The 26,043-nt window shown below is 40.5% G+C and carries 29 protein-coding genes; 11 read left to right on the top strand and 18 right to left on the bottom strand.

Annotation, left to right across the window (positions count from 1 at the left end; translation table 11 throughout):
• Positions 1-43 precede the first annotated feature (43 nt).
• Positions 44-1,219, bottom strand: coding sequence for a GGDEF domain-containing protein (locus PSH50_RS01460; protein ID WP_273586832.1), 1,176 nt, complete (start codon positions 1,217-1,219; stop codon positions 44-46).
• A 130-nt stretch (positions 1,220-1,349) separates the two neighbouring features.
• Positions 1,350-2,243: a TIGR01777 family oxidoreductase gene (locus tag PSH50_RS01455; protein WP_273586833.1), complete on the bottom strand. Its 894-nt coding sequence runs from the start codon at positions 2,241-2,243 to the stop codon at positions 1,350-1,352.
• A 170-nt stretch (positions 2,244-2,413) separates the two neighbouring features.
• Here PSH50_RS01455 and PSH50_RS01450 point away from each other — a divergent pair, with 170 nt between their 5' ends.
• Entirely contained in the window at positions 2,414-3,448 is a 1,035-nt protein-coding gene (locus tag PSH50_RS01450) for an AI-2E family transporter (RefSeq protein ID WP_024033443.1), read from the top strand.
• 98 nt (positions 3,449-3,546) lie between these two features.
• On the opposite strand, the gene PSH50_RS01445 is transcribed toward PSH50_RS01450, so the two are convergent.
• From PSH50_RS01445 to PSH50_RS01425, 5 genes are all read right to left on the bottom strand, one after another.
• Positions 3,547-3,951 carry a hypothetical protein gene (locus PSH50_RS01445; protein ID WP_029772701.1) on the bottom strand — a complete coding sequence of 135 codons (405 nt, stop codon included), beginning with the start codon at positions 3,949-3,951 and terminating at the stop codon, positions 3,547-3,549.
• Positions 3,938-5,275: an ATP-binding protein gene (locus PSH50_RS01440; protein ID WP_004586805.1), complete on the bottom strand. Its 1,338-nt coding sequence runs from the start codon at positions 5,273-5,275 to the stop codon at positions 3,938-3,940. Before PSH50_RS01440 ends, PSH50_RS01445 begins: the two co-directional genes overlap by 14 nt.
• The gene (locus PSH50_RS01435) at positions 5,269-5,943 is read right to left on the bottom strand and encodes a response regulator transcription factor (RefSeq protein WP_004586804.1); all 675 of its coding nucleotides are present in this window, start codon (positions 5,941-5,943) and stop codon (positions 5,269-5,271) included. Before PSH50_RS01435 ends, PSH50_RS01440 begins: the two co-directional genes overlap by 7 nt.
• Positions 5,944-5,946: 3 nt before the next feature.
• Positions 5,947-6,210, bottom strand: coding sequence for a hypothetical protein (locus tag PSH50_RS01430; protein ID WP_273586834.1), 264 nt, complete (start codon positions 6,208-6,210; stop codon positions 5,947-5,949).
• Between the two features lie 155 nt (positions 6,211-6,365).
• Positions 6,366-6,668, bottom strand: a complete 303-nt coding sequence (locus PSH50_RS01425) for a YciI family protein (RefSeq protein ID WP_024033446.1) — start codon at positions 6,666-6,668, stop codon at positions 6,366-6,368.
• 186 nt (positions 6,669-6,854) lie between these two features.
• On the opposite strand from PSH50_RS01425, the gene PSH50_RS01420 reads away from it, so the two are divergent.
• Positions 6,855-8,279: a sodium-dependent transporter gene (locus tag PSH50_RS01420; RefSeq protein WP_054982639.1), complete on the top strand. Its 1,425-nt coding sequence runs from the start codon at positions 6,855-6,857 to the stop codon at positions 8,277-8,279.
• 70 nt (positions 8,280-8,349) lie between these two features.
• Here PSH50_RS01420 and PSH50_RS01415 read toward each other — a convergent pair whose 3' ends face one another.
• Together PSH50_RS01415 and PSH50_RS01410 are read right to left on the bottom strand one after the other, a co-directional pair.
• Entirely contained in the window at positions 8,350-8,991 is a 642-nt protein-coding gene (locus PSH50_RS01415; RefSeq protein ID WP_024033448.1) for a CPBP family intramembrane glutamic endopeptidase, read from the bottom strand.
• A 67-nt stretch (positions 8,992-9,058) separates the two neighbouring features.
• Positions 9,059-9,634, bottom strand: a complete 576-nt coding sequence (locus tag PSH50_RS01410; RefSeq protein WP_004586799.1) for an inner membrane-spanning protein YciB — start codon at positions 9,632-9,634, stop codon at positions 9,059-9,061.
• A 172-nt stretch (positions 9,635-9,806) separates the two neighbouring features.
• Between PSH50_RS01410 and PSH50_RS01405 the strand changes: the two genes are divergently transcribed.
• Together PSH50_RS01405 and PSH50_RS01400 are read left to right on the top strand one after the other, a co-directional pair.
• Positions 9,807-10,076 (top strand): HU family DNA-binding protein, encoded by a 270-nt coding sequence (locus PSH50_RS01405; RefSeq protein ID WP_004586798.1) that lies wholly within the window; start codon positions 9,807-9,809, stop codon positions 10,074-10,076.
• Between the two features lie 400 nt (positions 10,077-10,476).
• Positions 10,477-11,055 (top strand): type 1 glutamine amidotransferase domain-containing protein, encoded by a 579-nt coding sequence (locus tag PSH50_RS01400; RefSeq protein WP_273586835.1) that lies wholly within the window; start codon positions 10,477-10,479, stop codon positions 11,053-11,055.
• A 63-nt stretch (positions 11,056-11,118) separates the two neighbouring features.
• On the opposite strand, the gene trpA is transcribed toward PSH50_RS01400, so the two are convergent.
• The 6 genes from trpA to PSH50_RS01370 are packed head-to-tail and all read right to left on the bottom strand — an operon-like array spanning position 11,119 to position 17,707.
• Positions 11,119-11,940, bottom strand: coding sequence for a tryptophan synthase subunit alpha (gene trpA / locus PSH50_RS01395; RefSeq protein WP_004586796.1), 822 nt, complete (start codon positions 11,938-11,940; stop codon positions 11,119-11,121).
• Positions 11,937-13,121, bottom strand: a complete 1,185-nt coding sequence (gene trpB / locus PSH50_RS01390; protein ID WP_273586836.1) for a tryptophan synthase subunit beta — start codon at positions 13,119-13,121, stop codon at positions 11,937-11,939. The genes trpA and trpB overlap by 4 nt, the downstream gene beginning before the upstream one ends.
• Positions 13,122-13,128: 7 nt before the next feature.
• Positions 13,129-14,493 (bottom strand): bifunctional indole-3-glycerol-phosphate synthase TrpC/phosphoribosylanthranilate isomerase TrpF, encoded by a 1,365-nt coding sequence (gene trpCF, locus PSH50_RS01385; protein WP_273586837.1) that lies wholly within the window; start codon positions 14,491-14,493, stop codon positions 13,129-13,131.
• Positions 14,486-15,523, bottom strand: coding sequence for an anthranilate phosphoribosyltransferase (gene trpD / locus PSH50_RS01380; protein ID WP_273586838.1), 1,038 nt, complete (start codon positions 15,521-15,523; stop codon positions 14,486-14,488). The genes trpCF and trpD overlap by 8 nt, the downstream gene beginning before the upstream one ends.
• 11 nt (positions 15,524-15,534) lie before the next feature.
• Entirely contained in the window at positions 15,535-16,137 is a 603-nt protein-coding gene (locus PSH50_RS01375) for an aminodeoxychorismate/anthranilate synthase component II (protein ID WP_004586792.1), read from the bottom strand.
• A gap of 1 nt (position 16,138) precedes the next feature.
• Complete coding sequence (locus tag PSH50_RS01370; protein WP_004586791.1) at positions 16,139-17,707, bottom strand: anthranilate synthase component 1; 1,569 nt, start codon at positions 17,705-17,707, stop codon at positions 16,139-16,141.
• A gap of 449 nt (positions 17,708-18,156) precedes the next feature.
• Between PSH50_RS01370 and PSH50_RS01365 the strand changes: the two genes are divergently transcribed.
• The 5 genes from PSH50_RS01365 (at position 18,157) to PSH50_RS01345 (ending at position 21,717) form a co-directional block, all read left to right on the top strand.
• Positions 18,157-19,011, top strand: coding sequence for a PHP domain-containing protein (locus PSH50_RS01365; RefSeq protein ID WP_273586839.1), 855 nt, complete (start codon positions 18,157-18,159; stop codon positions 19,009-19,011).
• Positions 19,008-19,628, top strand: coding sequence for an L-threonylcarbamoyladenylate synthase (locus PSH50_RS01360; protein WP_004586789.1), 621 nt, complete (start codon positions 19,008-19,010; stop codon positions 19,626-19,628). The genes PSH50_RS01365 and PSH50_RS01360 overlap by 4 nt, the downstream gene beginning before the upstream one ends.
• A gap of 5 nt (positions 19,629-19,633) precedes the next feature.
• Positions 19,634-20,473, top strand: a complete 840-nt coding sequence (locus PSH50_RS01355; protein WP_273586840.1) for a ScpA family protein — start codon at positions 19,634-19,636, stop codon at positions 20,471-20,473.
• Positions 20,474-20,591: 118 nt separating this feature from the next.
• Positions 20,592-21,140, top strand: a complete 549-nt coding sequence (locus PSH50_RS01350; protein WP_054982631.1) for a cytochrome b — start codon at positions 20,592-20,594, stop codon at positions 21,138-21,140.
• 1 nt (position 21,141) lies between these two features.
• A complete protein-coding gene (locus tag PSH50_RS01345; RefSeq protein WP_273586841.1) occupies positions 21,142-21,717 on the top strand; it encodes a YceI family protein in 576 nt (191 codons plus the stop codon).
• A gap of 29 nt (positions 21,718-21,746) precedes the next feature.
• Here PSH50_RS01345 and PSH50_RS01340 read toward each other — a convergent pair whose 3' ends face one another.
• Positions 21,747-22,607 (bottom strand): transporter substrate-binding domain-containing protein, encoded by an 861-nt coding sequence (locus tag PSH50_RS01340; protein WP_273586842.1) that lies wholly within the window; start codon positions 22,605-22,607, stop codon positions 21,747-21,749.
• A 131-nt stretch (positions 22,608-22,738) separates the two neighbouring features.
• Positions 22,739-22,906 (bottom strand): hypothetical protein, encoded by a 168-nt coding sequence (locus PSH50_RS01335; protein WP_024033460.1) that lies wholly within the window; start codon positions 22,904-22,906, stop codon positions 22,739-22,741.
• Positions 22,907-23,275: 369 nt separating this feature from the next.
• Here PSH50_RS01335 and PSH50_RS01330 point away from each other — a divergent pair, with 369 nt between their 5' ends.
• Entirely contained in the window at positions 23,276-23,821 is a 546-nt protein-coding gene (locus PSH50_RS01330) for a dienelactone hydrolase family protein (RefSeq protein WP_273586843.1), read from the top strand.
• Here PSH50_RS01330 and PSH50_RS01325 read toward each other — a convergent pair.
• Positions 23,818-24,621: a hypothetical protein gene (locus tag PSH50_RS01325; RefSeq protein WP_273586844.1), complete on the bottom strand. Its 804-nt coding sequence runs from the start codon at positions 24,619-24,621 to the stop codon at positions 23,818-23,820. The genes PSH50_RS01330 and PSH50_RS01325 overlap by 4 nt on opposite strands.
• Before the next feature lie 167 nt (positions 24,622-24,788).
• Between PSH50_RS01325 and icd the strand changes: the two genes are divergently transcribed.
• The gene (gene icd, locus PSH50_RS01320; RefSeq protein ID WP_273586845.1) at positions 24,789-26,039 is read left to right on the top strand and encodes an NADP-dependent isocitrate dehydrogenase; all 1,251 of its coding nucleotides are present in this window, start codon (positions 24,789-24,791) and stop codon (positions 26,037-26,039) included.
• The last annotated feature ends 4 nt before the right edge of the window (positions 26,040-26,043 follow it).

Here is a 26,043-nt window from a genome sequence, read left to right as displayed (position 1 = left end):
GTTTTAGTGTGTATGTCAAAGCCCTTCAATTGAAGGGCTTTTTTTATGTGCAAACCGGTTTGTTATTTATAAAAGGGTTTTGTGCAGATTCATATATAACTTTGTCGCGTCCTGTGGTTTTAGCAATATACAAGCGCTTATCTGCCGCACTAAGTAGCGATTTGAAAGAGCTTGTTTGAGTATCGCTGCATGCCACTCCTGCGCTTATTCTTAAATAAATGGTGTTGCCGTAATAGCTAAAAGGCTTGTTTTTAATGTTTTTTCTGAGGGTGTTTGCCGCGCACTGTGCCTCATTTAAAGTGCAGTGGTTAAGTAAAATTGCAAACTCTTCGCCGCCAACACGCGCGGTAACCGCGCTGTTAGAAAAAAGCGCGGCAATATGCTGCGAAACCCATTTAATTGCCTCATCACCTGCATCGTGTCCATATTCATCGTTAACGCGCTTAAAAAAGTCTATATCGACCATAATAATGCTAAGGGGATGCTCGGCATTATTTTTATTAAATAACGTATTGGCCACTGCATTTAAACCGCGTTTATTTAATAGCTGGGTTAATGGGTCGCGATTAGCAAGGGAGTTGAGCGTATGCTCTGTATTGGCAAACACTAAAAAAGGCAGCAATAGGGCGGCGCTAGTGGCAAGTATTAAGTGTACAGCCAAAGTAAATTGCAAAACAGGGGCAAAATTAAAGTTGAGCGCAGTAAAAAATGGCAACAGTAATAAAACTCCCTGTATTAGCATAACGAGTGCATGCAGTAATAGGCAAAGCAATAGCATACGTTGCTGTAATTTTGCTATAAAGCGGGTGCTTAAAACAATATACGAGGCATACAAAAATAACCCTGCCACAGTTAAACTAACCAATACTTGCTCTGCTGCGGTGTTGTAAACTACGAGTAAAAAAACCGCAGCCATGATGAGTAAATAGCTAACTTGCCTGCATATGCTTTTATTTAAAGGGCTGAGTGCTTTTAATCCCATAATTAAAAAAAGTGGGCAAGCAATAATAAATAAACTGGCAAAGTAATGGGTAATAAACGGCCATGCAATGATCACGCGTAAGCTTGCGCATAGTATGGCGAATGTAAAGGTGGTACAAGCTAGGCCAAAATATAAAAAACTAGTTTGTTTTTTATATTGATAAATAGAGATAAAATACAGCCCAATTATAAGGTTTAAAATAAAAGAAAGGCTTATAACGGTTGGTAAGTGCAGCATAGAAAGGTTCTTTTATTATAAAACGACTATTTTAATGGAGACTAGATACTAAAGCTTACATTAATTACAGTAACCTAGCTTAAAGTAGTATTTTTATAACCTTTAGTAGGTGTATCTATGCTGAATACACCTACTTTATTAAACTTCTCAAAGCCGAATCTATATCCGTAAAATGAAAACGGTAATTATTCGCTAACGCTTTTTTGGGTATTACATATTGCCCAGTAGTGAGCAAATCAGACATTTCACCCATTAACACTTTTAACACAGGGCTTGGCATGGTTAGGGCCGCAGGGCGAGACAATGCTTTACCTAAACTTTTGCTAAACGCTTTATTGCTAACCGGGGCGGGTGCAGTGGCATTAATTGGCCCGCAAAGCGATGTGTGTTTTATAATAAATAAAATCAGTTGGATCATGTCATCAATATGAATCCACGACATACCTTGCTCCCCATCACCAATGGGGCCACCTGCAAAAAATTTAAACGCAGGAAGCATTTTACTTAAAGCGCCGCCGTTTTTGCTAAGTACAATTCCCGTGCGTAATAAGCACACCCGTGTTTTATCACTTTGCGCTTTTAGTGCCGCATGCTCCCACTCTTTACATAGCTGATGGCTAAATTCATCATTTACATCGTCGGTGTCTTCATCTACAGGAGTATCGCCTTGGCGGCCATAATAGCCAATGGCACTGCCAGATATAAATGTAGCAGGGGGCGTGCTGCAATTTAAAATAGCATCGCTGATTTGCGTGGTAAGGTTTATTCTGCTGTTTTTAATTGTTTGTTTTTGTGCCTGCGTCCAGCGTTTGTTGACGATAGGTTCGCCGGCTAAATTAATCACAGTATCAACATGGTTAAAATTAACCTCATCAACGCTGCTTACTACATCAATATTATGACCAAGCAATACATGGGCTTTGGTTTTATTTCGGCTCAGTACGGTTACTTTATGATGATGTAGCAAAAAAGGCGTTAAGTGTTTACCTATTAGGCCTGTAGCGCCTGTAAAAAAAATATGCATAAAAATCTTACCAATTTGAAGTGTACGATTTGTTTAAAATGTATACTATTTAAACTATCTTAATGCAAATTATTACGTTAACTAAAAAACAACGATCACTTTGTAAATATTTCATTTAATTAGTTTTTGCCTTACACTAAAGCGAATTTCATAAGAAAAGGATTGGCGCGTTGGCAAGTTTAACTGGCGTAAATAAAAGCTTAATAATATTTGCAGCCCTAGTGGTTGTATTAGCCGGTATTAAGGCCGCAAGTGTTATTATTATTCCCTTTATTTTGGCGGCGTTTATTGCCATTGTATGCAACCCGCTGATCACATTTTTTGGTCGCTATCGGATCCCTAAAGGGGTTTCTGTTGTTATTGTGGTGCTTATCATTGTGGGCTTAGGTGTAAGCTTAGGCGGCCTTGTAGGACAATCAGTTAACGACTTTTCTCAGCAACTTCCTGAATATAAAGCCCAGTTACAAGAAGAGTTTGTTTGGCTGGTCGATCTTGCATCGCAATACAATATCTTAATCGATAGAGATCAAATTCTCTCTATGTTTGACCCAGGTAAAATGGTTGATGTAGCCACGAATATGCTTACCGGCTTAGGTGGCGTAATGGCAAACATGTTTTTAATAATTTTAACTGTGGTGTTTATGCTTTTTGAAGGGCCTGCATTAAGCAAAAAAATTCATATGGCACTTGCCGACCCAGACAGAAAAATGGAGCAAATTGACCGTTTTTTGGTTTCTATTAATTCGTATTTAGCAATTAAAACATTGGTGAGTTTAGCCACCGGTATTATTGCAGCATTTTACTTATGGATTTTAGATGTTGACTACTTTGTGCTGTGGGGCGTGTTGGCCTTTATGTTTAATTATATTCCTAATATAGGTTCTATTATTGCCGCAGTACCAGCTGTATTGTTAGCACTGATCACACAAGGACCATTAACAGCCGGGCTTGTAGGTGCAGGGTATTTAATTATTAATACGGTAATGGGTAACATTGTAGAGCCTAAATTTATGGGTAAAGGGCTTGGGCTTTCTACCTTGGTGGTGTTTTTGTCGTTAATATTTTGGGGTTGGTTATTAGGCACTGTAGGCATGTTGCTATCGGTACCTCTTACCATGATTGTTAAAATAGCCCTAGAGGCAAGTGATGAAGGGCGCTGGGTTGCCACGCTACTTGGTACTGGAGAGTCGATAGACGATAAATAATATCAATTGGTTTTCATAGCTTAAAATTGAGTATTTGATACAAAAAAAGCGATTAATACACAGTATTAATCGCTTTTTTTGTAGGGGTTAATCCCCGTTTAAAGTGGCTTTTTAAGCACTTGAGTAAACTGTTCAATAAGTGCAAGTTCACATAATTTGTAATCAATAGCGGCTTGGCTGGCATTTGGCAGTTTTAATATGTAGCGCCATTGGCAGCTTGCTTCAATATACTTTTGGTGGTTGTCGACGCTGCGCTTAAACAACATCAGTATTTGCGTATTTCCGCTTTGCTCTTCTAATTTAGTGAGTTCATATTTACGTTTTTGAACCCAAGTACCCTGATTGTATTTAGCCTGATTTATTTGGGTGTCTAAACACTGCGTATAGCGTTTAGTTTGGCTTGGCGTTGCGTTTTGCTCAAGCGTACACTGTGCTTGCGCACTGACATTAGCACTTAGTGCTAATAGGCTCGCAAGTGTAATTAAAAGGCTATTTTTTATCATTGTAATTAAACTCTAAAATAAATTGTGCGCCGCCCAAGGTGTCCGACTTATTAATCGTTAAGTGTCCGTTATAAGATTTAACCAAGTCCGAGACTATCGCCATACCAACACCGTGGCCGCTTTCGTAAGTATCAAGGCGGGTACCACGGGTTAATAAAGACTCGCGTTTATCCTCGGGTACACCGGGTCCATCGTCACTAATGCCTATGCACAGTGTTTTACTTTGAATGACTTGTATTTCTACTTGCGAGCGACACGCTTTACAGGCGTTATCAATTAAATTACCCAGTAATTCCATTAAATCTGTTTGGTCACCTAAAAAGTAATCTTTATCGGTCACGGTACAATTAAATATAATGTCTTTATCGCGGTATACCTTGGCCATTGCACTTAAAATAGAATCAACCACAGGTTTAACTGGAGTTTGTTTTTTCCATGTATCTGAGGCGCCAGTAGCTGCACGCTTTAACTGATGCTCGATCATCACATTTATTCTATCAAGTTGCTCTTGGGCATCGGCATCATTAGCAAGCGGGCTTGATTTTAATACCGCAAGGGGCGTTTTTAATGCATGTGCTAGGTCACTTAAAGAGGCTCTGTAGCGCTCTTTTTGACGTTGCTGCGACTCTAGTAATAAGTTGAGGTCTGATTTAATTGTTTGCAGCTCTACAGGGTATAAGCCTTTAATTTCTTGAATATCACCCGACTCAATGGCTTTTATTTCTTTATCAAGACGTTGTAACGGGCGGCCGCTCCAAATAAATCCAATTGCCATTAAACCGGCAATCGCAATACCCATTATAAACATCCAATCGACTAAGGTTTGCTTAAAGCCATCCATTAACCTTAGCAATGCATCGTTTCGTTTGAGTAATATAAAACGTGCCTGCTCAGATTGGTCAATATTATTTAAAATGACCGTTAGGCTTAATTGCCAGTAAACTGCATTGTTGTAAACCACACGTCTAAAGTCGGCTGCACCTGCTTTAGGCTCTATGTACTCGGGTTTAAAGTTTACGTTTACTGCCGACTCTGAGTGCCACACAGGTACATCATCGCGGTAAATCATGGCGTAGGTATCTGAATTTAAGTTATTTAGCTCAGGCGTTAAAATTGTGCTGGGCATAATAATGCCGCGCTCAGTAAAGTCGACTTCAGAAATAAGGGAGTATAAGTGGGCTTCTAGATTTTTTTCGGTGGTTTCGACTAATGAGGCGTAATACGCTTTACCAATCGAGTAAAACAAAATGGGCAGTGCCACCAATAAAACAAAGACAAGGATAAATCCTTGCCTTATTTTAAGCGATATTTGCGATGCTACCACTGACTTTTAAGCCTGTAACCACGCCCACGTAGTGTTTCTACTGGGTTTAATGTGCCTTCAGGGTCTAATTTTTTACGCAGACGAAGTACAAATACTTCGATAACGTTAGAATCAAGATCGAAATCTTGGTCGTAAATGTGTTCAGTAAGTTCTGATTTAGAAATTACTTTTTGCGGGTTAACCATTAAATACTCAAGTACTTTGTACTCATAAGCCGTAAGGCTAAGTTCTTTGTCGTTAACCCAAACTTGTTGCGAGCGAGTATGAATTTTAATTGGACCTGCTGTCATTTCTGGGTTTGCTTTACCCGCACTGCGGCGAATAAGTGCATTACAACGCGCAATTAATTCTTCAACATGAAACGGCTTGGTTAAGTAGTCGTCGGCACCTGCATCTAGGCCTTCAACTTTGTCTTGCCAGCGGTCGCGCGCCGTTAAGATTAAAATAGGGATCGTCACGCCTTGTGCACGTGCTTTATTGATTAGCTCAATACCGTCAATTTTTGGTAAGCCTAAATCAACCACCGCCATATCTAGCGGGTATTCTGTAATATGGAATAGGCCAGCTTCGCCATCGTGACATAAATCAACACTGTAACGTTCTTTCTCTAAAGCATTACGTAGGTTGTCTGCTAAGTGTAAATCATCTTCTATAACTAAAATTCGCATTTGCTAATCCTTTTTCACTTCGCCGGTTTTTTTATTTATATGTAAATCAACGACGTGGCCGTCAGATTTGAGTATACGTACAGTATAAAATTTTGCTTGTTCTGTAATTTTTAAGGTTTTACCGTCAGTTTCTTCTTTTGCAAGTATTACGGCTTTCTTTTTGCTGATCTCAGTTTTTTTAACTGCTTTGGTAACAGTCGTACTTGCGTGTACGGCGCCACTGACGCTAATACAGGCAATTAAACTAAGGGTTAATAATACACGCATGACGGGAACTCCTAGATCAAACCCAGCTATTCTAATTAACTAAGCTACTAAAACTCAAGTAAAAACGTCCAATTTGCGCTTTTACGTTCGCCAGCTTAATTAATTAGCAGTGAACCAACCCTGAATTAAATAACGTTTTAAATTCAGGGTGTTCGTTACGCTGGTAATACTTTTTTATATGGTTTTACAACGGTGTTTGCGTAAACGCCGGCTGCAACGTATGGATCAGAGGCTGCCCATTCACGTGCTTTTTCAAGTGAATCAAATTCGGCAATGACTAATGAACCTGTAAATCCAGCATCTTGCGGGTCTTCACTGTCGATTGCAGGCAGTGGGCCGGCAACAAATAAACGGTTTTGAGAGTCAAGTTCGCTTAAACGTGCTAAGTGGGCGGGACGGGCTTCTTTTCTAAGCGGTAAGCTGTTTTCAACGTCGGTTGAATAAATCATGTACAACATAGTAATTCTCAAAAAAATGTTAAGTTTAATAACGCAAATACTAGCACAACGTTGATAGTTGGTGAACAAATTACCGTTAAAGCTAGGTTTACAGTTATTAATTATTTTTAGTGTGTAATTGCTTGAAAAGCGCGGCACAACACTGGTAGAGTCGCTTGAATAACTTAAAAATAACAAGGTTAATACATGAGCAATAATAGAGAGCATTTTAGCTCCCGTCTTGGCTTTATACTGGCTGCAGCAGGTTCGGCAGTGGGTATTGGCAACTTAGTAGGTTTTCCTGTGTCGGCAACTAAAAATGGTGGTGGTGCATTTTTACTTGTATACGCTTTGTTTGTTGCTTTTATTTGTTTACCAGTAATGATGGCTGAAATGGCCATGGGTCGTAACGCGCAAAAAGATCCACTTGGTTCGTACAAAGCGCTGGCAAATAACGACAAAAAATGGAAGTTTGCAGGCTTTTTGGCTGTATTAACGCCGTTTATGATTGCCGTATTTTACATGGTTATTACCGTGTGGATTTTTGGTTACTTAAGCCAAACCGCCATGGGTAATTTAGATGCATTGGCAGATCCGAGCCATTTTGGCAGCTTTATAAATAGCTACACTGTTTTTGGCTACATGGCAGTGGTCGTTATTATTGTTAACCTTATTTTATTGGGCGGGGTTAAACAAGGCATAGAAAAAGCCGCTAAGTTTTTAATGCCGGCTTTATTTGTTATGTTGCTTGCCCTTGTAGCGTATGTATTAACGCTTGATAACGCCATGGCTGGTGTTAAATATTATGTTATTCCTGATTTTTCTAAAATGAGCGCCAGCGTGCTTAATGGTGCACTAAGCCAAGCGTTTTTCTCACTATCGCTAGGTATGGGTATTTTAATGACGTACGCCTCTTACATATCTAAAAAAGATGACATTGTTGGCAGTGCTAAAATGGTAGCTATTACCGACTCATTAGTGGCATTTGTTGCCGGTTTAATGGTGTTACCGGCAATATTTAGTTTTGATCCTAATACCGACCCAGCCGCACTTTCTGACTCGTCTGTATCGATGATATTTGTATACTTACCTAAAATTTTATTAGCACTACAAAATGACATTGGTTACTTTGGCGCGTCTGCAGTGGCGTTTTCGTTCTTTTTATTAGTGTTTTTTGCAGCGATTACTTCGCTTGTATCAATTGTAGAAGTTCCTACAGCGACCCTTAGCGACCGCAAAGGGATCAGCCGTAAAAAAGCCTTAGGTATTTTAACGCTAGCCACCGGTGTGTTAACTATATTGTGTACTATGTCGTTTGGTATGGTTGATAGCCTAACGTCGTTTACTAGTTACGGCAGCGGTAATAAAAGCTTTTTTGATATTGTTTATGATGTATTTTACGACACTATATTGCCACTGAATGGTTTAATGGTGTGTTTATTTGTTATGTACCGCTGGAAAAAAGCGCGCCTAACAGATGAGTTAAGCCAAGGCTCACCAAATTACGCCGGTAGCTTTATGGAGAAATACGTTAACTTTTCGCTTTCTACGTTTATTCCGGTTATTTTATTAGCCATATTTATAAACACAGTAGCGACTAAGTTTTTTGCCTTTAAGTTATTTGGATTTTAGGCTATAAAAAAGTTGCTAAAAGCCGCGTATTAACGCGGCTTTTTTGTTTTTAAAATAGCGGCTTAGCTTGTTAGCTGATAGCTCCTGAGTCTAATGAACTGCCTATCCCCAGTGTAAACATCCACAATCCCCATAAACTATGCTCAATTACACACACTATGGTTGAGCGGCTTTGCGCGTAGGTAAACGAAAATAATAACCCGCCTAAAAATGCTAAGCCTACAGCCACCCAATTGGCATATACAATATGGGCAAGGGCAAACACCGTTGCGCTTACCACTATACGCACTCTTTTTTTGGGCATAATGCGTTTATAACGATGAAAAAAGTAGGTTCTGAAAATTAGTTCTTGTGGTAATACCGACAGCAGCGGGTATAGAAGCAGTAAAAGTAACCAGTTATAAAATGAGTGCAGCGGCATACTAAACCAATTTTCTTGGTGAATAATGCCGTAAAACACGCCTGAAAAAAGCGCTCCTAAAAAAAAGAAACTAAATAAACGGCGCTTTACCGCAGAAAACTGCCCCAGGCTTGTGAGTCTAAAACGCTTAAAGTGAGGGTCGTTCAGTAATAACATGCAGCACACACTCATTAAAACAATCAGTGCGGGTATTAGCCAGTTAGCTAGGTAACTACGAAGGGTAAAGCCTATTAAAGGCAATAAAACAAATATTAGGGTAAATTCAAACCAGCGGTATTGATTGGCGTTCAAGGTCGTCTCTGATTGATTTTTTTTACACGCTATCAAGCAAAGACGACATTTTTATGACGAAGGTGTTTTACTTTGCGGGTTCTTCTTCATCAGGGAAGTATTTATACAAAGCAAAAATAGTGATTAAAATACTCACAAAGGTAATGGCCATTAAACCAAACACTTTAAAGTTAACCCAAAAATCGAGTGAGAAATTATACGCAATGTAAATATTCAGCACTGCAATACCTGCGGTAATGGCAACCCACATTAAGTTAAGCTTATTCCACACCGGCTCAGGTACTTCAATCGCCTGTTTAGAGTCGTTGGCGTTTTCGAGGATTGAGCTAAGGGCTTTTTTAACAAGATTTTTATTCAGCACGTAGCGGCTAATTAATAAGGTAAGGCTTAGGCCGGCGTAAATTAACGTGGCTTTCCATTTTATATACTGCTCATCGTGGAGTACTAAGGTTAATGTGCCAAACACCGCTGCAATAGCAAAAAATAGCCATTGGCGGGCAGGTACATGGCCGTGCTTAAAGTAGCTATACGCAACTTGAATAAGCGTAGTGACCATTAAAAGGCCTGTTGCCCAGTAAATATCAACTAATTTAAATACCGCAAAAAATAATATTAGCGGGATGTATTCAATCAATGCGTGCATATACTACCTAAATTATACAAAAAGAAGTCAGGGAAGTTTTTACCACATAACACTAGGCAACTACAAGGTTGACTTGTTGCCCTGTAAGCCTTAGCCTGCGTGGCTTTAATTATCCATCATCATATTCCCACACTTAACCAACACTGATTAAGTGTGCATTTAGGAGCCTACAATGAACAAAGCACAACTTGTTGCCCAAATAGCCAAACGCAGTGAACTAACAAAAAAAGACACACAAGCAGCCCTTACTAGCTTACAAAAGGTAATTACTAAATCGTTATCTGAAGGCGACCAAGTGCAAATTAATGGATTTGGTACATTCGCTTTAAGCTACTACCCAGCGCGCACTGGCCGTAACCCACAAACAGGCGAAAGCATTGAAATAGAAGGCGCTAACAAACCCGTATTTAAACCAGCCAAAGCATTAAAAGATCTCCTTTAAATAGCAACTTGCATTGACCGGTACCAGTGATCAGTACCAGCGACTAGTTCCTGCAACCAATACTTGCTAATAGCCCGGTTACCTTTTTAGGTTTAGTTAGCGCTATTAATCATAACATTACAGTTCGGCGCACCCCGCTAATAGGGTGCGTCTACAAAATAAATACCCAGTTTTTAGTTAATGCCTTACTACTTCATCTTGTAAGCAAAGCTTGTGTGCTGGTTTTTAATACGCACTTTAAATTAAGCTATGTAGATTGTTCAAACCCTCTAAATGATTTACATAGCTTTGACAGCTTTAATTTATATTATCCATTATTTTCAATAGGTTAAAATTGGCATCGGTTATGCTTTTAATAGGGTGATTGAAACAATTTATTAAACGCAATAAGGAGATCTATATGTCTACATTACAAACAAGCACTCGTTTACAAGGCAAAAAAATTGCTATTTTAGCCACCGATGGCTTTGAGCAAAGTGAGCTATTATCTCCACGTGATGCTTTACTTAATGCTGGCGCCGATATCGATATTGTGTCGGTAAAAGAGGGTGAAATCACCGGCTGGGATGAAGATAAATGGGGCGACAAAGTAAGCGTAGATAAACTTGTTACAAATGCCAGTGCCAGGGATTACGATGCGCTTATGCTGCCTGGTGGCTTATTTAACCCAGATACGTTACGCCAGGATAAGCACGCAAAAGCGTTTATAGATGGTTTTTTTGGCGCCGAGAAAAACAAACCCGTTGCAGCTATTTGCCATGCCCCTTGGTTACTTGCCGAAATTAATAAATTACGCGACCGTACCGTTACATCATTCCCAAGCATTAAAAGTGATTTAATCAATGCTGGTGCAAACTGGGTTGATGAAGAGGTGAGTGTAGACCAAGGTTTAGTAACAAGCCGCAGCCCTGCAGATTTAGAAGCATTTAATGCAAAATTTATTGAAGAAATTTTAGAAGGTAAGCATCAAGCTCACTAAGTGTAGAGCTTAATAAAAAAGGGCATTGAAAATGCCCTTTTTTAATGCGTAAATTTTAATTTTTTACAGTGCGGTGGCCGCTTTCATATCAGCTACAAACGCTTTTAACTGCGTTGTCATCGCGTCTAAATCATTTAGGTTTGCTTCAATAATTTTAACAACGGCTGAGCCTGAAATAGCACCAGCTGCGCCGGCGTTTAGAGCGGCTTTTACATCATCGGGCGTAGAAATACCAAAGCCTAATAAAGCAGGGGCTGCATGGTATTCTTTTAGCTTAGTTACTATGTTACCCGCTGGCATTTGCGCTTTAGTATCGGTGCCGGTAACACCCGCACGCGATAATAAATACGTGTAGCCACGGCCGTAAGATGCACATTGGCGCAGAGTATCGTCATCGGCATTGGGTGTGGCAATAAATATTGGGTCTACACCGTTTGCCATGGCTGCTTTTCTAAACATTTTAGATTCATGCAGTGGTACATCAGCAACTAAAATAGAGTCTACGCCCGCCGCTTTAGCATCTTTATAAAATGTTTCTAAACCGCGTTTAAACACAAGGTTTGAATACAATAATAAGCCAATTGGAATATCTGCATTGTAATCGCGTATTTCTTTAATAATATCAAAGCAATCTTGCGTGTTAATGTTTACATCGAGAGCACGAATATTCGCCGCTTGAATAACGGGGCCATCGGCGATTGGATCTGAAAACGGAATACCTAGCTCCAGTGCATCCGCACCGCCATCAATTAAGCTTTTAATAATGGCAATACTTTGCTCTTTACCTGGGTCGCCAATGGTAACAAATGGTACAAATGCACCTTGTTTTTGTTCATTAAGTGCAGCAAAGGTTTTACCGTAACGATCTGTATTTAACTGGCTCATAGTTGACCTCCTTGTGATAAAACGCTGTGTACGTGGGTTAAATCTTTATCGCCACGGCCACTTAAGTTAACCACTAAAATGCTTTCTTCTGTTTGCTCTTCGGCGTATTTAAGTGCATAAGCAAGGGCATGGCTTGATTCAAGAGCTGGAATAATGCCTTCGTTTTTAGCCAGTGCTTGGAACGCGTCAAGGGCTTCTGTATCGGTAATACCCACATATTGAGCACGGCCTGTTTCGTGTAAAAACGCGTGCTGTGGTCCAACTGCTGGGTAATCAAGGCCGGCAGATACTGAGTATGACTCTTCAATTTGGCCATCGTCATTTTGCATAATGTACGTATAGGTACCGTGCAAAATACCTTTAGTACCTTTACAAATTGTAGCGCCGTGCTCGTGGGTATCTAGGCCTTTACCTGCAGGCTCCACACCAATAAGTTTTACACTTGGCTCGTCAATAAAGTCAGTAAACATACCGATGGCATTAGAGCCACCGCCAACACAGGCTAGTACGGCATCTGGTAAGCGTCCTTCTGCTTTGAGTACTTGTTGTTTAGCTTCTTCACCAATGATTTTTTGATACTCTCGTACAATTGTTGGGAATGGGTGAGGACCCGCTGCGGTACCAAGTAAGTAGTGAGCTTCTTGGTAGTTTGCAGACCAGTCGCGGAGCGCTTCGTTTACCGCATCTTTTAATGTGCCAGAGCCAGCTGTTACCGGAATAACCTCTGCGCCCATTAATTTCATTCTAAATACGTTAGGCTGTTGGCGCTCAACGTCTTTAGCACCCATATAAATGCGGCATTTTAAGCCAAGTAATGCACAGGCTAGGGCTGTTGCCACGCCGTGTTGGCCCGCACCAGTTTCGGCAATAACTTCTTTTTTACCCATACGTTTAGTTAGCAACGCTTGACCAAGTACTTGGTTGGTTTTGTGTGCGCCGCCGTGCAGTAAATCTTCACGTTTAAGGTAAAGTTTTACTTTAGGGTTTTTAATTAAATTACGCGTTAATGTAAGCGGCGTAGGGCGACCGGCATACTCGTTTAATAATTTTGTAAACTCAGCCTCAAACTCAGGGTCTTTTTGTGCTTTGTTAAATTCGTTCTCTAACTGCTTAAGCGCAGGGACAAGTAGCTCAGGTACAAACATACCGCCAAACTCGCCAAAATAAGCTGGATTTTGCATTATAACCTCAATAATTTCTGATGCTTGTAAAAGCATTTTGTAATTTGATAGGGCACTTTTTACCCGCAGATTCTTCAACGCCTGAATTTAAATCAAGGCCTAGGGCACCTTGAGAAAGCGCGTCTTTTATATTGTCTGGATTTAAGCCACCCGCTAGCATAAAGGGGGTTGTTGCGTCGCGCAGTACTGCCCAATCAAATGCTTTACCTGTACCACCGGCTTGTGTATCGCTGTGGGTATCATAAAGATGGCGGTCTACGCCCGTAGCTGGGGTTGGCAATGTATCTTTAATTGCCTGTGCTTTCCAAATTTCACAACCTTTAGGTAACTGTGTACGTAATGCGGCAATGTAATCGTCACTTTCTTGACCGTGTAATTGTACTGCGGCAAGTTTTAGTTCGTGCGCGTATTGTACCACTTGCTGCGGGCTTGCATTAACAAAAACACCGACAAATTTAAGTGGCGCACTTTGGCTCAGCTTAATCGCACAATCTAAATCAACATAACGAGGCGATTTAGGGTAAAAAATGAGTCCACCGTACACTGCGCCGTTGTTGTAAGCGGCCTGTACGTCTTGTGCTCGGGTTAAACCGCACACTTTGTTATCACCTAAAATCACTTTTTTGCAGGCTTGTTCTAAATCGCGCTCAGCCATTAAAGAACTGCCAATTAAAAAGCCATCACATAATGGCGCTAGGCGTTTAACATCTTGATGAGTGTAAATACCTGACTCTGAGATAACCACTTTATCTTGTGGGATGAGTTTACGTAGCTTTTCGGTGGTTGCTAAATCAGTGCTTAAATCGCGAAGGTCACGGTTATTAATACCAATAATTTGCGCATCGAGTGCAAGGGCACGGTGCACTTCTTCTTCGTTACTTACTTCGGTTAATACCGACATGTTAAGCGAGTCGGCAACTGCATGTAGCGCTTTATATTGTTCATCATCAAGCACTGAAAGCATTAGTAATATAGCATCGCCGCCATAAATACGTGCCATGTAAACTTGGTACTCATCAATAAAAAAGTCTTTACAAATAAGTGGTTGCTCTACTTGGCTACGTACAAACTCTAAATAATCAAAACTACCTTGAAAGTATTTAGTATCTGTAAGTACGCTCATGCAGCTAGCATATTTTTTATAAACAGAGGTGATCTCGGTTAAATCAAACGGCTCTCTTATTAGCCCTTTTGAAGGAGATGCTTTTTTACATTCTAAAATAAACTGCGTACCCGGCTTTGCTAACGCTTTATAAAAGCTGCGGCTAGTTGGCACTGCTAGGTGTTTAAAACTCTCTAGTGGGCGCGCGGCTTTACGCTCTATTAGCTCTTGTTTTTTATCAGCAACAATTTTGTCTAATACATTAGCCATGACTTACCTCAATAATTGCATTTAATGTGTTCATGGCTTTGCCTGAACTTAGTAATGTTTGTACCTGTTGTGCGCCTTCTTTTAATGACTGTACTTTACCGCTTAGGTATAAAAGTGCAGCCACATTGACCACGATTGCAGCATTGTGCGCATCACTGCCTTTACCTTGTAAAATAGCAAGGCTCGCATTTGCGTTGTATTGTGGGCCTTCACCGGCTAGTTGTTCAAGTGAATAGTTTGCAAGGTCAAAGTCGCTTGGGTTTAATGTGTACTGCGTTATTTCGCCATTGTTTAGCTCAACTACGTTAGTTGGGCCGTGCAGGGCTATTTCGTCAGTGCCAGAACCATGCACTATCATCGCGCGCTTAGTGCCTAATGTTTTAAGTGTTTGCGCCATTGGCATACATAAAGACTCATCGTAAACACCCAGTAATTGCACGTGTGGTGCAGCAGGGTTAGCAAGTGGGCCTAAAATATTAAAAATGGTACGTGTTTTAAGCGCAGTACGTACGCCCATCGCGTGGCGTACACCACTGTGGTAATGCGGTGCAAACAAAAAGGTAAAATGGGTTTGCTCAAGGCACTGTGCAGCCTGTGCTGGGCTCATATCAATATTAATGCCCAATGCTTTTAATAAATCAGCAGAGCCCGAATTACTCGATACACTGCGATTACCATGTTTTACCATATTAATACCCGCGGCAGCTGCAACAATCGCAGCGGTAGTACTAATATTAATCGTGTTTGAGCCATCGCCCCCGGTGCCGCAGCTATCGGCAAGTTGCGTGCTAGCGGTTGTAAAGGCAACGGCGTTTTCTCGCATTGACGCTGCAGCGCCGGCAATTTCATCGCTTACTTCGCCTTTTATTTTAAGGCTGATTAGCAATGCAGTGAGCTCTATTTCGCTCATGTTACCTTGCATTATTTGGTTAAATAATGCGTTTGATTGGGCATAGTTTAACGACTTGCCTTGAATAAGTTGCTCAATAGCGTATTGAACATTTATGGTCTCTTGTGATTGGGTACTCATAATGTCCTCTATTAGTTGGTGCGCGTTAAGTACGCAACACTTTGTTGAAGTAGCATTGCACCATTTGGCGTAAGTATTGACTCAGGATGAAATTGATAACCTAACGCTTTATCGTCGTGGTGATATATGGCCATAGGAATATCGTCAAATTGTGCAATTACCTCAATATTTTCAGGTACCTTGGTTGCCATTAATGAATGGTAACGGGCTACGGGCATGGTGTTGCCCATTCCTTCAAACACCGGATGCGGGTTTAAATTAATGATTGATGACTTACCATGTACGGTTTCGCCCGCGTGGCCGATTACTCCGCCGTAACTTTGTGTAAGTGCTTGTTGCCCTAGGCAAATGCCCAGCATGGGGAAGTGGCCTTTAGCCAGTTCGATTAATTCCATTAAGCAACCTGCATCACTGGGTGCACCAGGTCCTGGCGAAAGCACTAATAATACTTGCCCAGGCTCTTGGCGCATTTTATTAAAAATAACCTCTGCGCTTATGTTATTTCTGTATACCACAAGCTCACAGCCCAGCATGGTTAGTTCATCAACAAGGTTGTAGCTAAACGAATCAAAGTTATCTAAAAAGTATATTTTCATTGGGTTTGCTGTGCTCATTTTATACCGCCTCATAAGTCGATTTTATGGCGGTGATCACCGCTTGGGCTTTAGCGCGGGTTTCGTTAGCTTCGGCTTGCGGATCAGAATCGTAAACGACACCTGCACCTGCTTGCACATACGCGGTATTATTTTTAACAAACGCTGAGCGAATAACAATGCAGCTATCCATTGCACCATCGCCTGTTAAATAGCCTACTGCGCCACCGTAGCTGCCACGGCGTTTGCCTTCGGTTTGACGTACAAGTTCGGCGGCACGTACTTTAGGAGCGCCTACTAGCGTGCCCATGTTCATACACGCTTGGTAAGCGTGTAGTGCATCAAGCTCAGGCTTTAATGTGCCCACCACGCGAGAAACCAAGTGCATTACTTGCGAGTAGCGGTCTACTTTTAATAGCTCTTTTGCATGGCGCGTGCCGGCTACACTAATGCGTGCCACATCGTTACGGGCTAAATCAACCAGCATTAAATGCTCGGCACGCTCTTTTTGATCGTTTCTTAGTTCAAGCTCAATACGGCTGTCTAAATCTGGGTTGATTGCGCCATTGGCAAATTTTCCACGTGGGCGAGTACCGGCAATAGGGTAAACTTCAACTTGTTTGCTTTGCACTTCGTATTTAAGTGCAGACTCAGGTGAGGCGCCAAATAAAGCAAATTCTTCATCGCGCATATAAAACATATAAGGGCTTGGGTTTTGCTTTTTAAGCTGGCTATATGCGTGCAACGAATCAGGGCAGGGCAGTGAAAACGTACGCGAAGGCACAACCTGAAAAATATCACCATCAACGATGTTCTTTTTAAGCTTAACCACTTGCTCGCAGTAAGTTTCATCGCTTATATCAACACTTACATCGCAGGTGCCTGTTTGCATAGGCGCACTAAACTCTTCTGCTTTGTCACATAGGGCATTTAATCGTTCTAGCTCTTTACCTACCTCAAAACAATTAGCGTGTACGTCTGGGCCATTAAACACATTACCAATAAGCTCGGTGGTTTGTTTTTGATGGTCGATAACCACTAAGGTTTCGGCTAAGTAAAATACGTAGTCTGGGCAGGTGTTTTCGCCATCGGGTACGTCGCTTAGCTGCTCAAAATTAGCCACCATGTCGTAGGCAAATACACCGCCTAAAAATACCGAAAACGGGTTTTCGGTGGTGCTTTTGATACTGTTTATACAGGTGCGTAGTGCGCTAAATGCATTATCGGCAACCAGTTTACTTGCCTCGTCAATGTCATTAGAGCCGCCTTTATAAACAAGAGTTAGGCTTGTGTCGGTTAAGGTTGCATCGCAGCTTTGTACATTGGCTCTTAAATATGGCAGCAACTGTTTACCGTTATTAGATTGTGCACTTACCGTGACGGTTTTACCTTGGCAAACAATGCGCAGCGCGCAGTCAACTAAAATTAAGCTTTTAACACTGTCTTTAGAATCAATTTCGGCTGATTCAAGCAGTAGCGAATTAGGCTTATCAAGTGCTGCATAAAGTGCAAGTGGGCTACTAATGTAGTCGCGCACTTGCGTTATGCTAGTAACTTCGCCTGGTGTGGTAGTTATATGACTAAAAATCAAACCTCATTCCCTCAAAAAATAAAACCCCGCAATGCTTTTGCAATGCGGGGTTTGAATAACGATATCTAAATTACAAACAGATCATTACCGTCCCGCTATATCAGGCGCCACCACCAACGATGTGTAAGAGTAAGACCGTTATTCATGTTTTTTTGCCTCAAAATAAAAAATTAAATACGTAAAATTTAGTTATAAAAAAACCCGCATAGTTGCGGGTTTTGAATATTTGCTAGACACGACAATTCATCACCCAAAAATTATGAGTGCCACCACCAGATAGTGTGTTGAATTGAATTGATCATTTTTATTAATTCTTAATGTGTCTTAAAGTGGCTACAGTAAAACGTATTTAGCGCTTTTGTGTCAAGTGTTTATTTAAAACAATTTAGTCAAAAAAGTTGTTATACTTATATAAACATCTATTACCCTTAAATTTAAGCAGTTTTCTTTTGATAAAATACGATTTACACAGCCATACAACGCATTCAGACGGACATTTAACAGTTGAGCAATTATTAAACCGCGCCGTAGAAAAAAACATTGATGTGTTTGCGATAACTGATCACGACACTGTGGCTGCTATTACGCCGGCAAAAGCGTATATCGAAACAGAAAACCTGCCGCTTAAGCTTATATCTGGCGTAGAAATTTCTACCAAGTGGAAAAGCTTTGAAATACATATTGTTGGGCTAAATATTGATATAAACAACAATGCCCTTACATCATTGTTATCGGCGCAGCAGCAAAAGCGTGATGAACGCGCTATTGAAATAGGCAAAAGGCTGGCAAAAAACGGTTTTGATGGCATTTACGAGCAAGCCAAGGCGCTGGCAGAAAACGCCCAAATAACACGTGCACATTTTGCGCGTGCATTGATTGAAAGAGGCGTTGCTAAAAATTTTCCTGGGGTATTTAAAAAATACTTAGGGCGCAGCAAAACAGGATATGTTCCAAGCAATTGGTGTGATATGCAAACAGCCATTAGCGCGATTCATGCTGCGGGCGGGGTTGCGGTGCTTGCACACCCAGGGCGTTATCAAATGTCTAATAAATGGTTACGTAAGTTACTTGTGCAATACAAAAGTGACGGGGGCGATGCCATGGAAGTTGCACAGCCGCAACAAGCGCCTACTGAACGCCAATTTTTAGGGCAATTGAGCCAAGAGTACGGTTTACTGTGCTCGCAAGGTTCTGACTTTCATTTTCCAACTAGTTATTTAGAGCTAGGTAAAAACTTATACTTACCCAAAGACTGCCAAGGGGTTTGGCAAGTGTGGGAAGGGCAAGAAGGAGCATTATCATGAGTCAATTAATTCATATTCACCCAGCAAACCCACAGCCACGACTTATTAGCCAAGCGGTTGATATTATTAAACAGGGCGGGGTTGTTGTATACCCAACAGATTCAGGCTACGCGATAGGGTGTAACCTCGGTAATAAGCAAGCAAAAGAGCGCATTGAGCGTATTCGTGGAATAGAAAAACACCATAACTTTACGCTGGTATGCCGTGATTTATCCGAGCTGGCAACTTATGCCCGTGTAGATAACCAAATGTTTAGGCTTATTAAAAATAATACGCCAGGGCCATACACCTTTATTTTTAAAGGTACAAAAGAGGTGCCAAAGCGGTTATTAAACGATAAGAAAAAAACCATTGGTATGCGCGTTATAGAGCATCCAATTGCATGTGCATTACTTGCAGAGCTTGGGGAGCCGTTAATGTCGTGTTCGTTAATTTTACCTGGAGAAGAGTTTACAGAATCAGATCCAGATGAAATTTTAACGCGTTTAGATAAACACGTAGATTTAATTATTGACGGTGGACACCTTGCAGAGCAAGCAACCACGGTTATTGACCTATCAGAAGATGATATTCACATTTTACGTGTAGGGTGTGGCGATACCAGCCCGTTTGAGTAACCTTGGTGAGTGATACAACACAGGGCGAAAAAAATACTCAAAGTGAGCCAGTGCAGCAAAAGCTGCCACTGGCTTTTTTGCATGGCAAAGCCGTTGTAGATAAGCCTGAAGATTTATACATTCCGCCCGATGCACTTGAAATTATTTTGGAAACCTTTGAAGGCCCGCTTGATTTACTGCTGTATTTAATAAAAAAGCACAAGTTAGATGTGCTCGAACTCTCTATTTTTAGCATTACTGAGCAATATGTCAGTTATGTAGAAATGATGAGTGAGTTTCAGTTAGAACTTGCCGGTGAGTACTTAGTAATGGCAGCGTTATTGGCGCAAATAAAATCGCGTCTGTTATTGCCTGTGCACGAGGAGCTCGAAGAAGAGGAAGACCCCCGCGCAGAACTGATCAAGCGTTTACAAGAGTACGAGCAGTTTAAAAAAGCAGCCGAAAATATAGATGCCATCCCCCGTGTAGGCCGTGATATTTTTGTTGCACATGCAACTATGCCGGTTATTGAAAATACCGCTCAAAACCTGCCAGAGCTTGAGTTAAAAGATTTAATGTTAGCTCTGAGCGACGTGATGGCGCGCGCCAAAACATTTGAGCATCACCAAGTGACCGCAGAAATCCTCTCTACCCGTGAGCGGATGAGCAAAATTTTAACCCAGCTGAGTAACGCAAAAAAAGCGCTGCCGTTTAACGATTTATTCACCCTTAGTGAAGGGCGAAGCGGTGTAGTGGTTAGCTTTATTGCTATGCTTGAGCTTATAAAAGAAGGCTTAATTAGCTGTTTGCAAGTCTCACCTGATAGCCTCATTTACATAAACCTTACCGACACACTAAATAGCTAATTAGTAAAACTGTAGCTCAAGTTGTATGTGCGTATATGCACAGATGCTGTTTGTATACGCTATTTTAGTTTTTCTTCACCCTCTATATTCTTAAATTATTGAATTTAGAGGAACCCACATGTTTAAAAATACGCCCACATCTTATGGCCTTATTGCCATTATTTTACACTGGTTGATGGCTTTTACCGTGTTTGGTTTATTTGGCTTGGGCTTATACATGGTTGAGCTAACCTATTACGATAGCTGGTATAAAGGCTCATTGGATTTACATAAAAGTATAGGTATAACGCTCGCCGCAGTGCTTATTTTTAGAATTTTGTGGCGCGTATTCAGCCCCAAACCTCGGCCCCTTAGTCAAAATAAAACAGTAAACCACATTGCACATACCGCGCATATTGTTATGTACCTAATTTTAGCAGTCATTGTAGTGGCGGGTTATTTGATTTCTACCGCCGATGGCAGAGCAATCGCTGTTTTTTCGATATTTAATGTACCAGCTCTGGATTATAACTTTGATGGACAAGCCGATATTGCCGGAAAAATTCATTACTACGGTGCGTGTACATTAATTGGCTTGGCTGTTTTGCATGCACTGGGGGCATTAAAGCACCACTTTATTGATAAAGATAAAACCTTAACGAGAATGATCAAACCAAAGGAATACTAACATGAAAAAACGACTAGTAAGTGCAGCTCTATCGGGTGTAATGATGTTATCGGCCACTGCAAATGCAGCAGATTATGTAATTGATACGCAAGGGGCGCATGCATTTGTTACCTTTAAAATTAAGCATTTAGGCTACAGCTGGCTGCACGGGCGATTTAACCGTTTTGATGGCAGCTTCAGTTACGACGCTAAAGCGCAAACAGGGTCTAATATTTTAGTAAATATAGATACAGCAAGTTTAGACTCTAACCATGCTGAGCGTGATAAACACTTACGCGGTAAAGACTTTTTAAATGTGGATAAATACCCAACAGCAACATTTAAAAGCACCGATGTGAAATTTACCGATGATGATACAGCCACAGTAACGGGTGACTTTACTTTACATGGCGTAACTAAACGCATTACGTTTGAAATGGATAAAGTAGGTGAAGGGCAAGACCCTTGGGGTGGCTACCGTGCTGGTTTTGAGGGCGAAACCAGTTTAAAACTCACCGATTACGGCATTGATTATAATTTAGGCCCAGCGTCTACCCATGTTGATATTGGGCTGTCTATTGAAGGTGTGCGTAAATAATAAAGTGTAGATTAAATTAAAACGCGACTTTAGTTAGTGGCGTTTTTGTTTTTTGTAGCGTGAATTCTTGATTCTAATAAGGGTTTTAAATGTGGGGGCAACCAGCGTAACATTACTTGGTGGTATTTCTCGGTTTGCTTAATTTTTTTTAATTGCTCATCTAATAGTTGAATATTTTTAGCACCTTGCTCATTTTTAGTGCAGCCAATGTAGCCATAACTTAGCGGTGGCGCTTCAACAATCGCTCGCTGAGTTAGGTTTTCTTCAAAGTACATAGATTTAGCTAAGTAATGGTGCTCACTTGGGTAACCTAATAAAATATCTAAGCGCTTTAAATTAAGCATATAGGTAAGGCTGGCTAAACTATTTCGCGTTGGGCGAATAACAATATCAACATCGGGGGTGTTATTTATTACACTGTCGAGTTGCTCGCCGTATGAGCGGTTCATAGATACACCTAATGTGAGCTTTTTTTCTGCTAGTAAATCCTGCAACGACACTGGCTCTGAGTTAGGCACTTCTAGTGAATGCGCCAAACCTTTATGCATAGCAATGGAAGGTGAAAGGCCCGTGGTTGAGCTTTGCTCACTAAAGTGAATAAACTTTTCTCTAAATGCATTTTTATAAAGTGATAGGGCGCAATGTGTGGCTGATTTATTGGCTAGTTCTTGCGTAACTTTGCCAGAGGGGATAACAAGGCGATTAAACGTGATGTGCTCAAGTTGTTGCTCGAGTAAGGTTATAACGCTTTCATCACGCCCCTGGTGTTGGTATTTTCCATTTAAAATGTAATAGGGCGCAAAGTCGTGCGTTAGCCAGTTAATCGTGTGGGCGTAACTGACTGAAGAAATGCTTAAATATAAGGTGATACACAAAAATGCACGGAGCATTACTACAACTACCTAAAACAATGAAAGTATCGCTATTGTAGTCAATTAAGTGCAACAAAGTAAAATGCCAGCTACAAAGCTGGCACATTTTATTAACATTAACTGCTTAAGCAGTTAATTGCTCACAATGATTAGTTGGCTTTTAACCATTTTACAAATTCGCGCGCTTCGCTTGCTTTTTGAAACATTGCGTTTTTCAAACCTTGTGTATCACTAAAAATAACACGTTGTTTGTTTACAGAAATTGATTGCACCGGATGGGCAATTTGGATCATAGATCCATTGTATTTATAAGACATAATAAAACTCACTTTATTCTTGTTATTTACTCTGCGCTATTTTTTATAGCCAAATGCAGTTAATAAATTAACGATGTTGTGTTTAGCTTCATTACAGTGTTGACGATCTTTATGACACTTTTGCGATGATATTAAAAAAATCATCAAGGTATTAATAGGGGTTCTCGCCGTACAATAACTTAGCTTTAAAATATACGTTTTGCGGGGCTTACTGGATCAGGGTAAAAAGGTTAACCGCGGTGGTTTTTAAGACCAGAGAAGAACGGTAACCTAAATAAAAAATGTGTGCAAGCTATTTATTTAAAAATTATTTATACTTAATTTTATCAACTGCTTAAACGCATGGATTCTAACCTTAAAAGGGTAAGTATGAATTACATAATAGTCAGCGATATTTATGGTTTAACAGCACCTTTAATGAGGTTGTTAGATATTATGCAAGCCAATACAGAGGTTATAGACCCCTATAAAGGAGAACTGCAACCCCTTGATAGTGAAAAATATTATTATAATAAATTTATAAATGACTGTGGCCATGACAATTACGTAGCTAAGCTCTTAAATGTATTTAATAACCTTACAGAGCCAACAGCTTGTATAGGGTTTAGTGCAGGCGCAAGTGCCGCGTGGCGCGCGCAGTTATTAACAGGCAATCCACACCTAAAAAAGCTGATTGGCTTTTACCCTTCACAAATTAGAAATCATTTAGATATTGCGGCAAAAGTACCTTGTACGTTTATTTTTCCACATACCGAAATGCATTTTAATGTAGATGAAGTGATAAGTACTTTAGCCAGTAAAAGCCAAGTTACGTGTAACAAAACACCGTTTTTACATGGTTTTATGAATGCTTACTCAACTAATTACAATGTAAAAGCATATGATGAGTATTGCGCACTTATTAAAAGCACTTAAAGTGTATTTAACTGCGTTTTAGTAATAACAGGAAAGTCGGTACGCGTATTATATTGCGCGTACAAGGTAGTAAAAATACTACTGCGTGAGAGCTTATCTAACTCTTTTATGAGCGTTTTAGCATTTGTGCGTGCAGCTCTGCAGCATAGTTGGTATTGTTTTATTATAGCGGCAACGCTTTTACCTTGTTTGTGAAGGGCTAAATCGGCTTCTACAAAAAATGCTGCCCCTGTCCAATAAACCCGCTGTTGTGCACGTTGCTTCCACATATCACTTGAAAGTTTATTAAGTGGCTGCTGCTTTGTTTTAGTTTGTAAGCGTGCTCGCTCAAACCCTGCGTTTAGGCGCTGAACAAATTGCGCTTGGCTAATTACACCGCTGTTGCGCATTATTACGTTTTGCATGTAACTGGCAAACCCCTCGCTTAACCAAAAGCCAGAGTAAGGCAGTAGTGGCAAATATAAATGTGAAAGCTCATGGTAAAGCGTCCAATCTTTTGTAAATGCATTTAAACTTGCGTAGCGGTCAATATGCAGCTCTAATCCGTCGGGATTATTTCGTTTTACGCTAGCCCATGGCACGGGTTCAAAAGCAAAATATTGTGGCTTTAAATTAATAGGGAGGGTGCTTTGTTGTAATGGCCCTAAAGTATTTTGTGTTTTTTTAAGGCTTTGATTTACCCAAGTAGCTACCGTTTTTTGACCCTTAGTAGTGAGTGCGTCTAAATTATGAATAACTACATCAACAGCTGAGACTTTTAAAGAGCACATTAATAGCAATAACAGCCAAAATAACTTCATTTATACCTCCTAAATACGCGCTTAATACTAGACCCACTATTTACGTAATTAAGCACACGTAATTCGTTATTTTTTTAACTAATATCAATTATAAAAAGCAAATTGCATACATGCTCAATCAAGCATGATTTAATCAGGTAACACTATTTTTAGTATAGGTATTAACCATGGCTTATCAGCATATTAAAATCCCTGAGCACGGACAAAATATTACTATTGATGCTAAAGGCCAATGGCATGTGCCTGTAAACCCTATTATTGCTTATATTAATGGTGACGGGGTTGGGCAAGAGGTCACACCTGCCATGCAGCATGTGGTGAATAATGCTATTACACACTGTTATGCAAAGGAGCGAAAAATTCACTGGATGCAAGTATATAACGGCGAGCAAGCAGCAAAATTATATGATGGTGATTGGTTTCCAGAGGAGACTATTAACGCAGTACGTGCGTGCAAAATAGCAATTAAAGGGCCATTAACTACACCTCTTGGCGGCGGTTTTCGCTCATTAAATGTGGCGCTAAGGCACGAAATGGATTTATTTGTAAATATGCGCACTGTTAAAGGGCTAAGTGCGTTGCCATCGCCGTTAAAAAATCCATTTTTAACTAACATAACAGTGCTGCGTGATAGCAGCGAAGATGTATATTCAGGAATAGAGTGGCAAGCTGGCAGCGTAGAGAGCGAGAAAATGCTCGACTTTTTATGTGAAGAAATGGGAGTAACGCGCCTAAGATTTTCTCAAGAGTGTGGCATAGGTATAAAAAATATATCTAAAGAAGGCTCCGAGCGCCTAGTACGCTATGCAATTAATTACGCCCTTAAAAATAACAGCGAATCGTTAACGCTTGTACATAAAGGGAATGTACTTAAATTTACCGATGGTGCCTTTAAACGTTGGGGGTTTGCCTTAGCCCAAAATGAGTTTAACGCTACCCCACACGAAAACGGACGCTGGCTTGAAATAGCACGCGCTAATAAATCGCCTTTAATTATTAAAGAAGTGATAGCCGATAACATGCTGCAACAATGTTTAATGAACCCAGAGCAATTTGATGTGGTAGCAACCACAAACCAAAATGGCGACTTTTTAGCAGATATGCTCAGCGCACAAGTTGGCGGAGTTGGCATTATGCCGGCTGCTAATTTAAATAACGATGTGGCATTTTTTGAACCAACTCATGGTACGTTTGAGAGAATAGCAGGGCAAAACAAAGCCAATCCAAGTAGCAGTATTTTAAGTGCCGTTTTAATGCTTAAGTTTATGGGCTGGGATGAGGCAGCAACGCTGATCGAACAAGCGCTCGAACAAGCACTCAATAGCGGTAATGTAACCTTTGATTTAGCGCAAAATATTAATAACTCGACAACCCTAAGCTGCAGTGATTTTGCACAAAAGGTTATCGAGTATTTTTAAGCAA

This window comes from Pseudoalteromonas sp. Angola-7, from assembly GCF_028599255.1.
Taxonomy (GTDB): domain Bacteria; phylum Pseudomonadota; class Gammaproteobacteria; order Enterobacterales; family Alteromonadaceae; genus Pseudoalteromonas; species Pseudoalteromonas atlantica.
The sequence above is the reverse complement of the archived record's forward strand: the minus strand, read 5'-3'. Positions and strand labels throughout refer to the sequence as shown.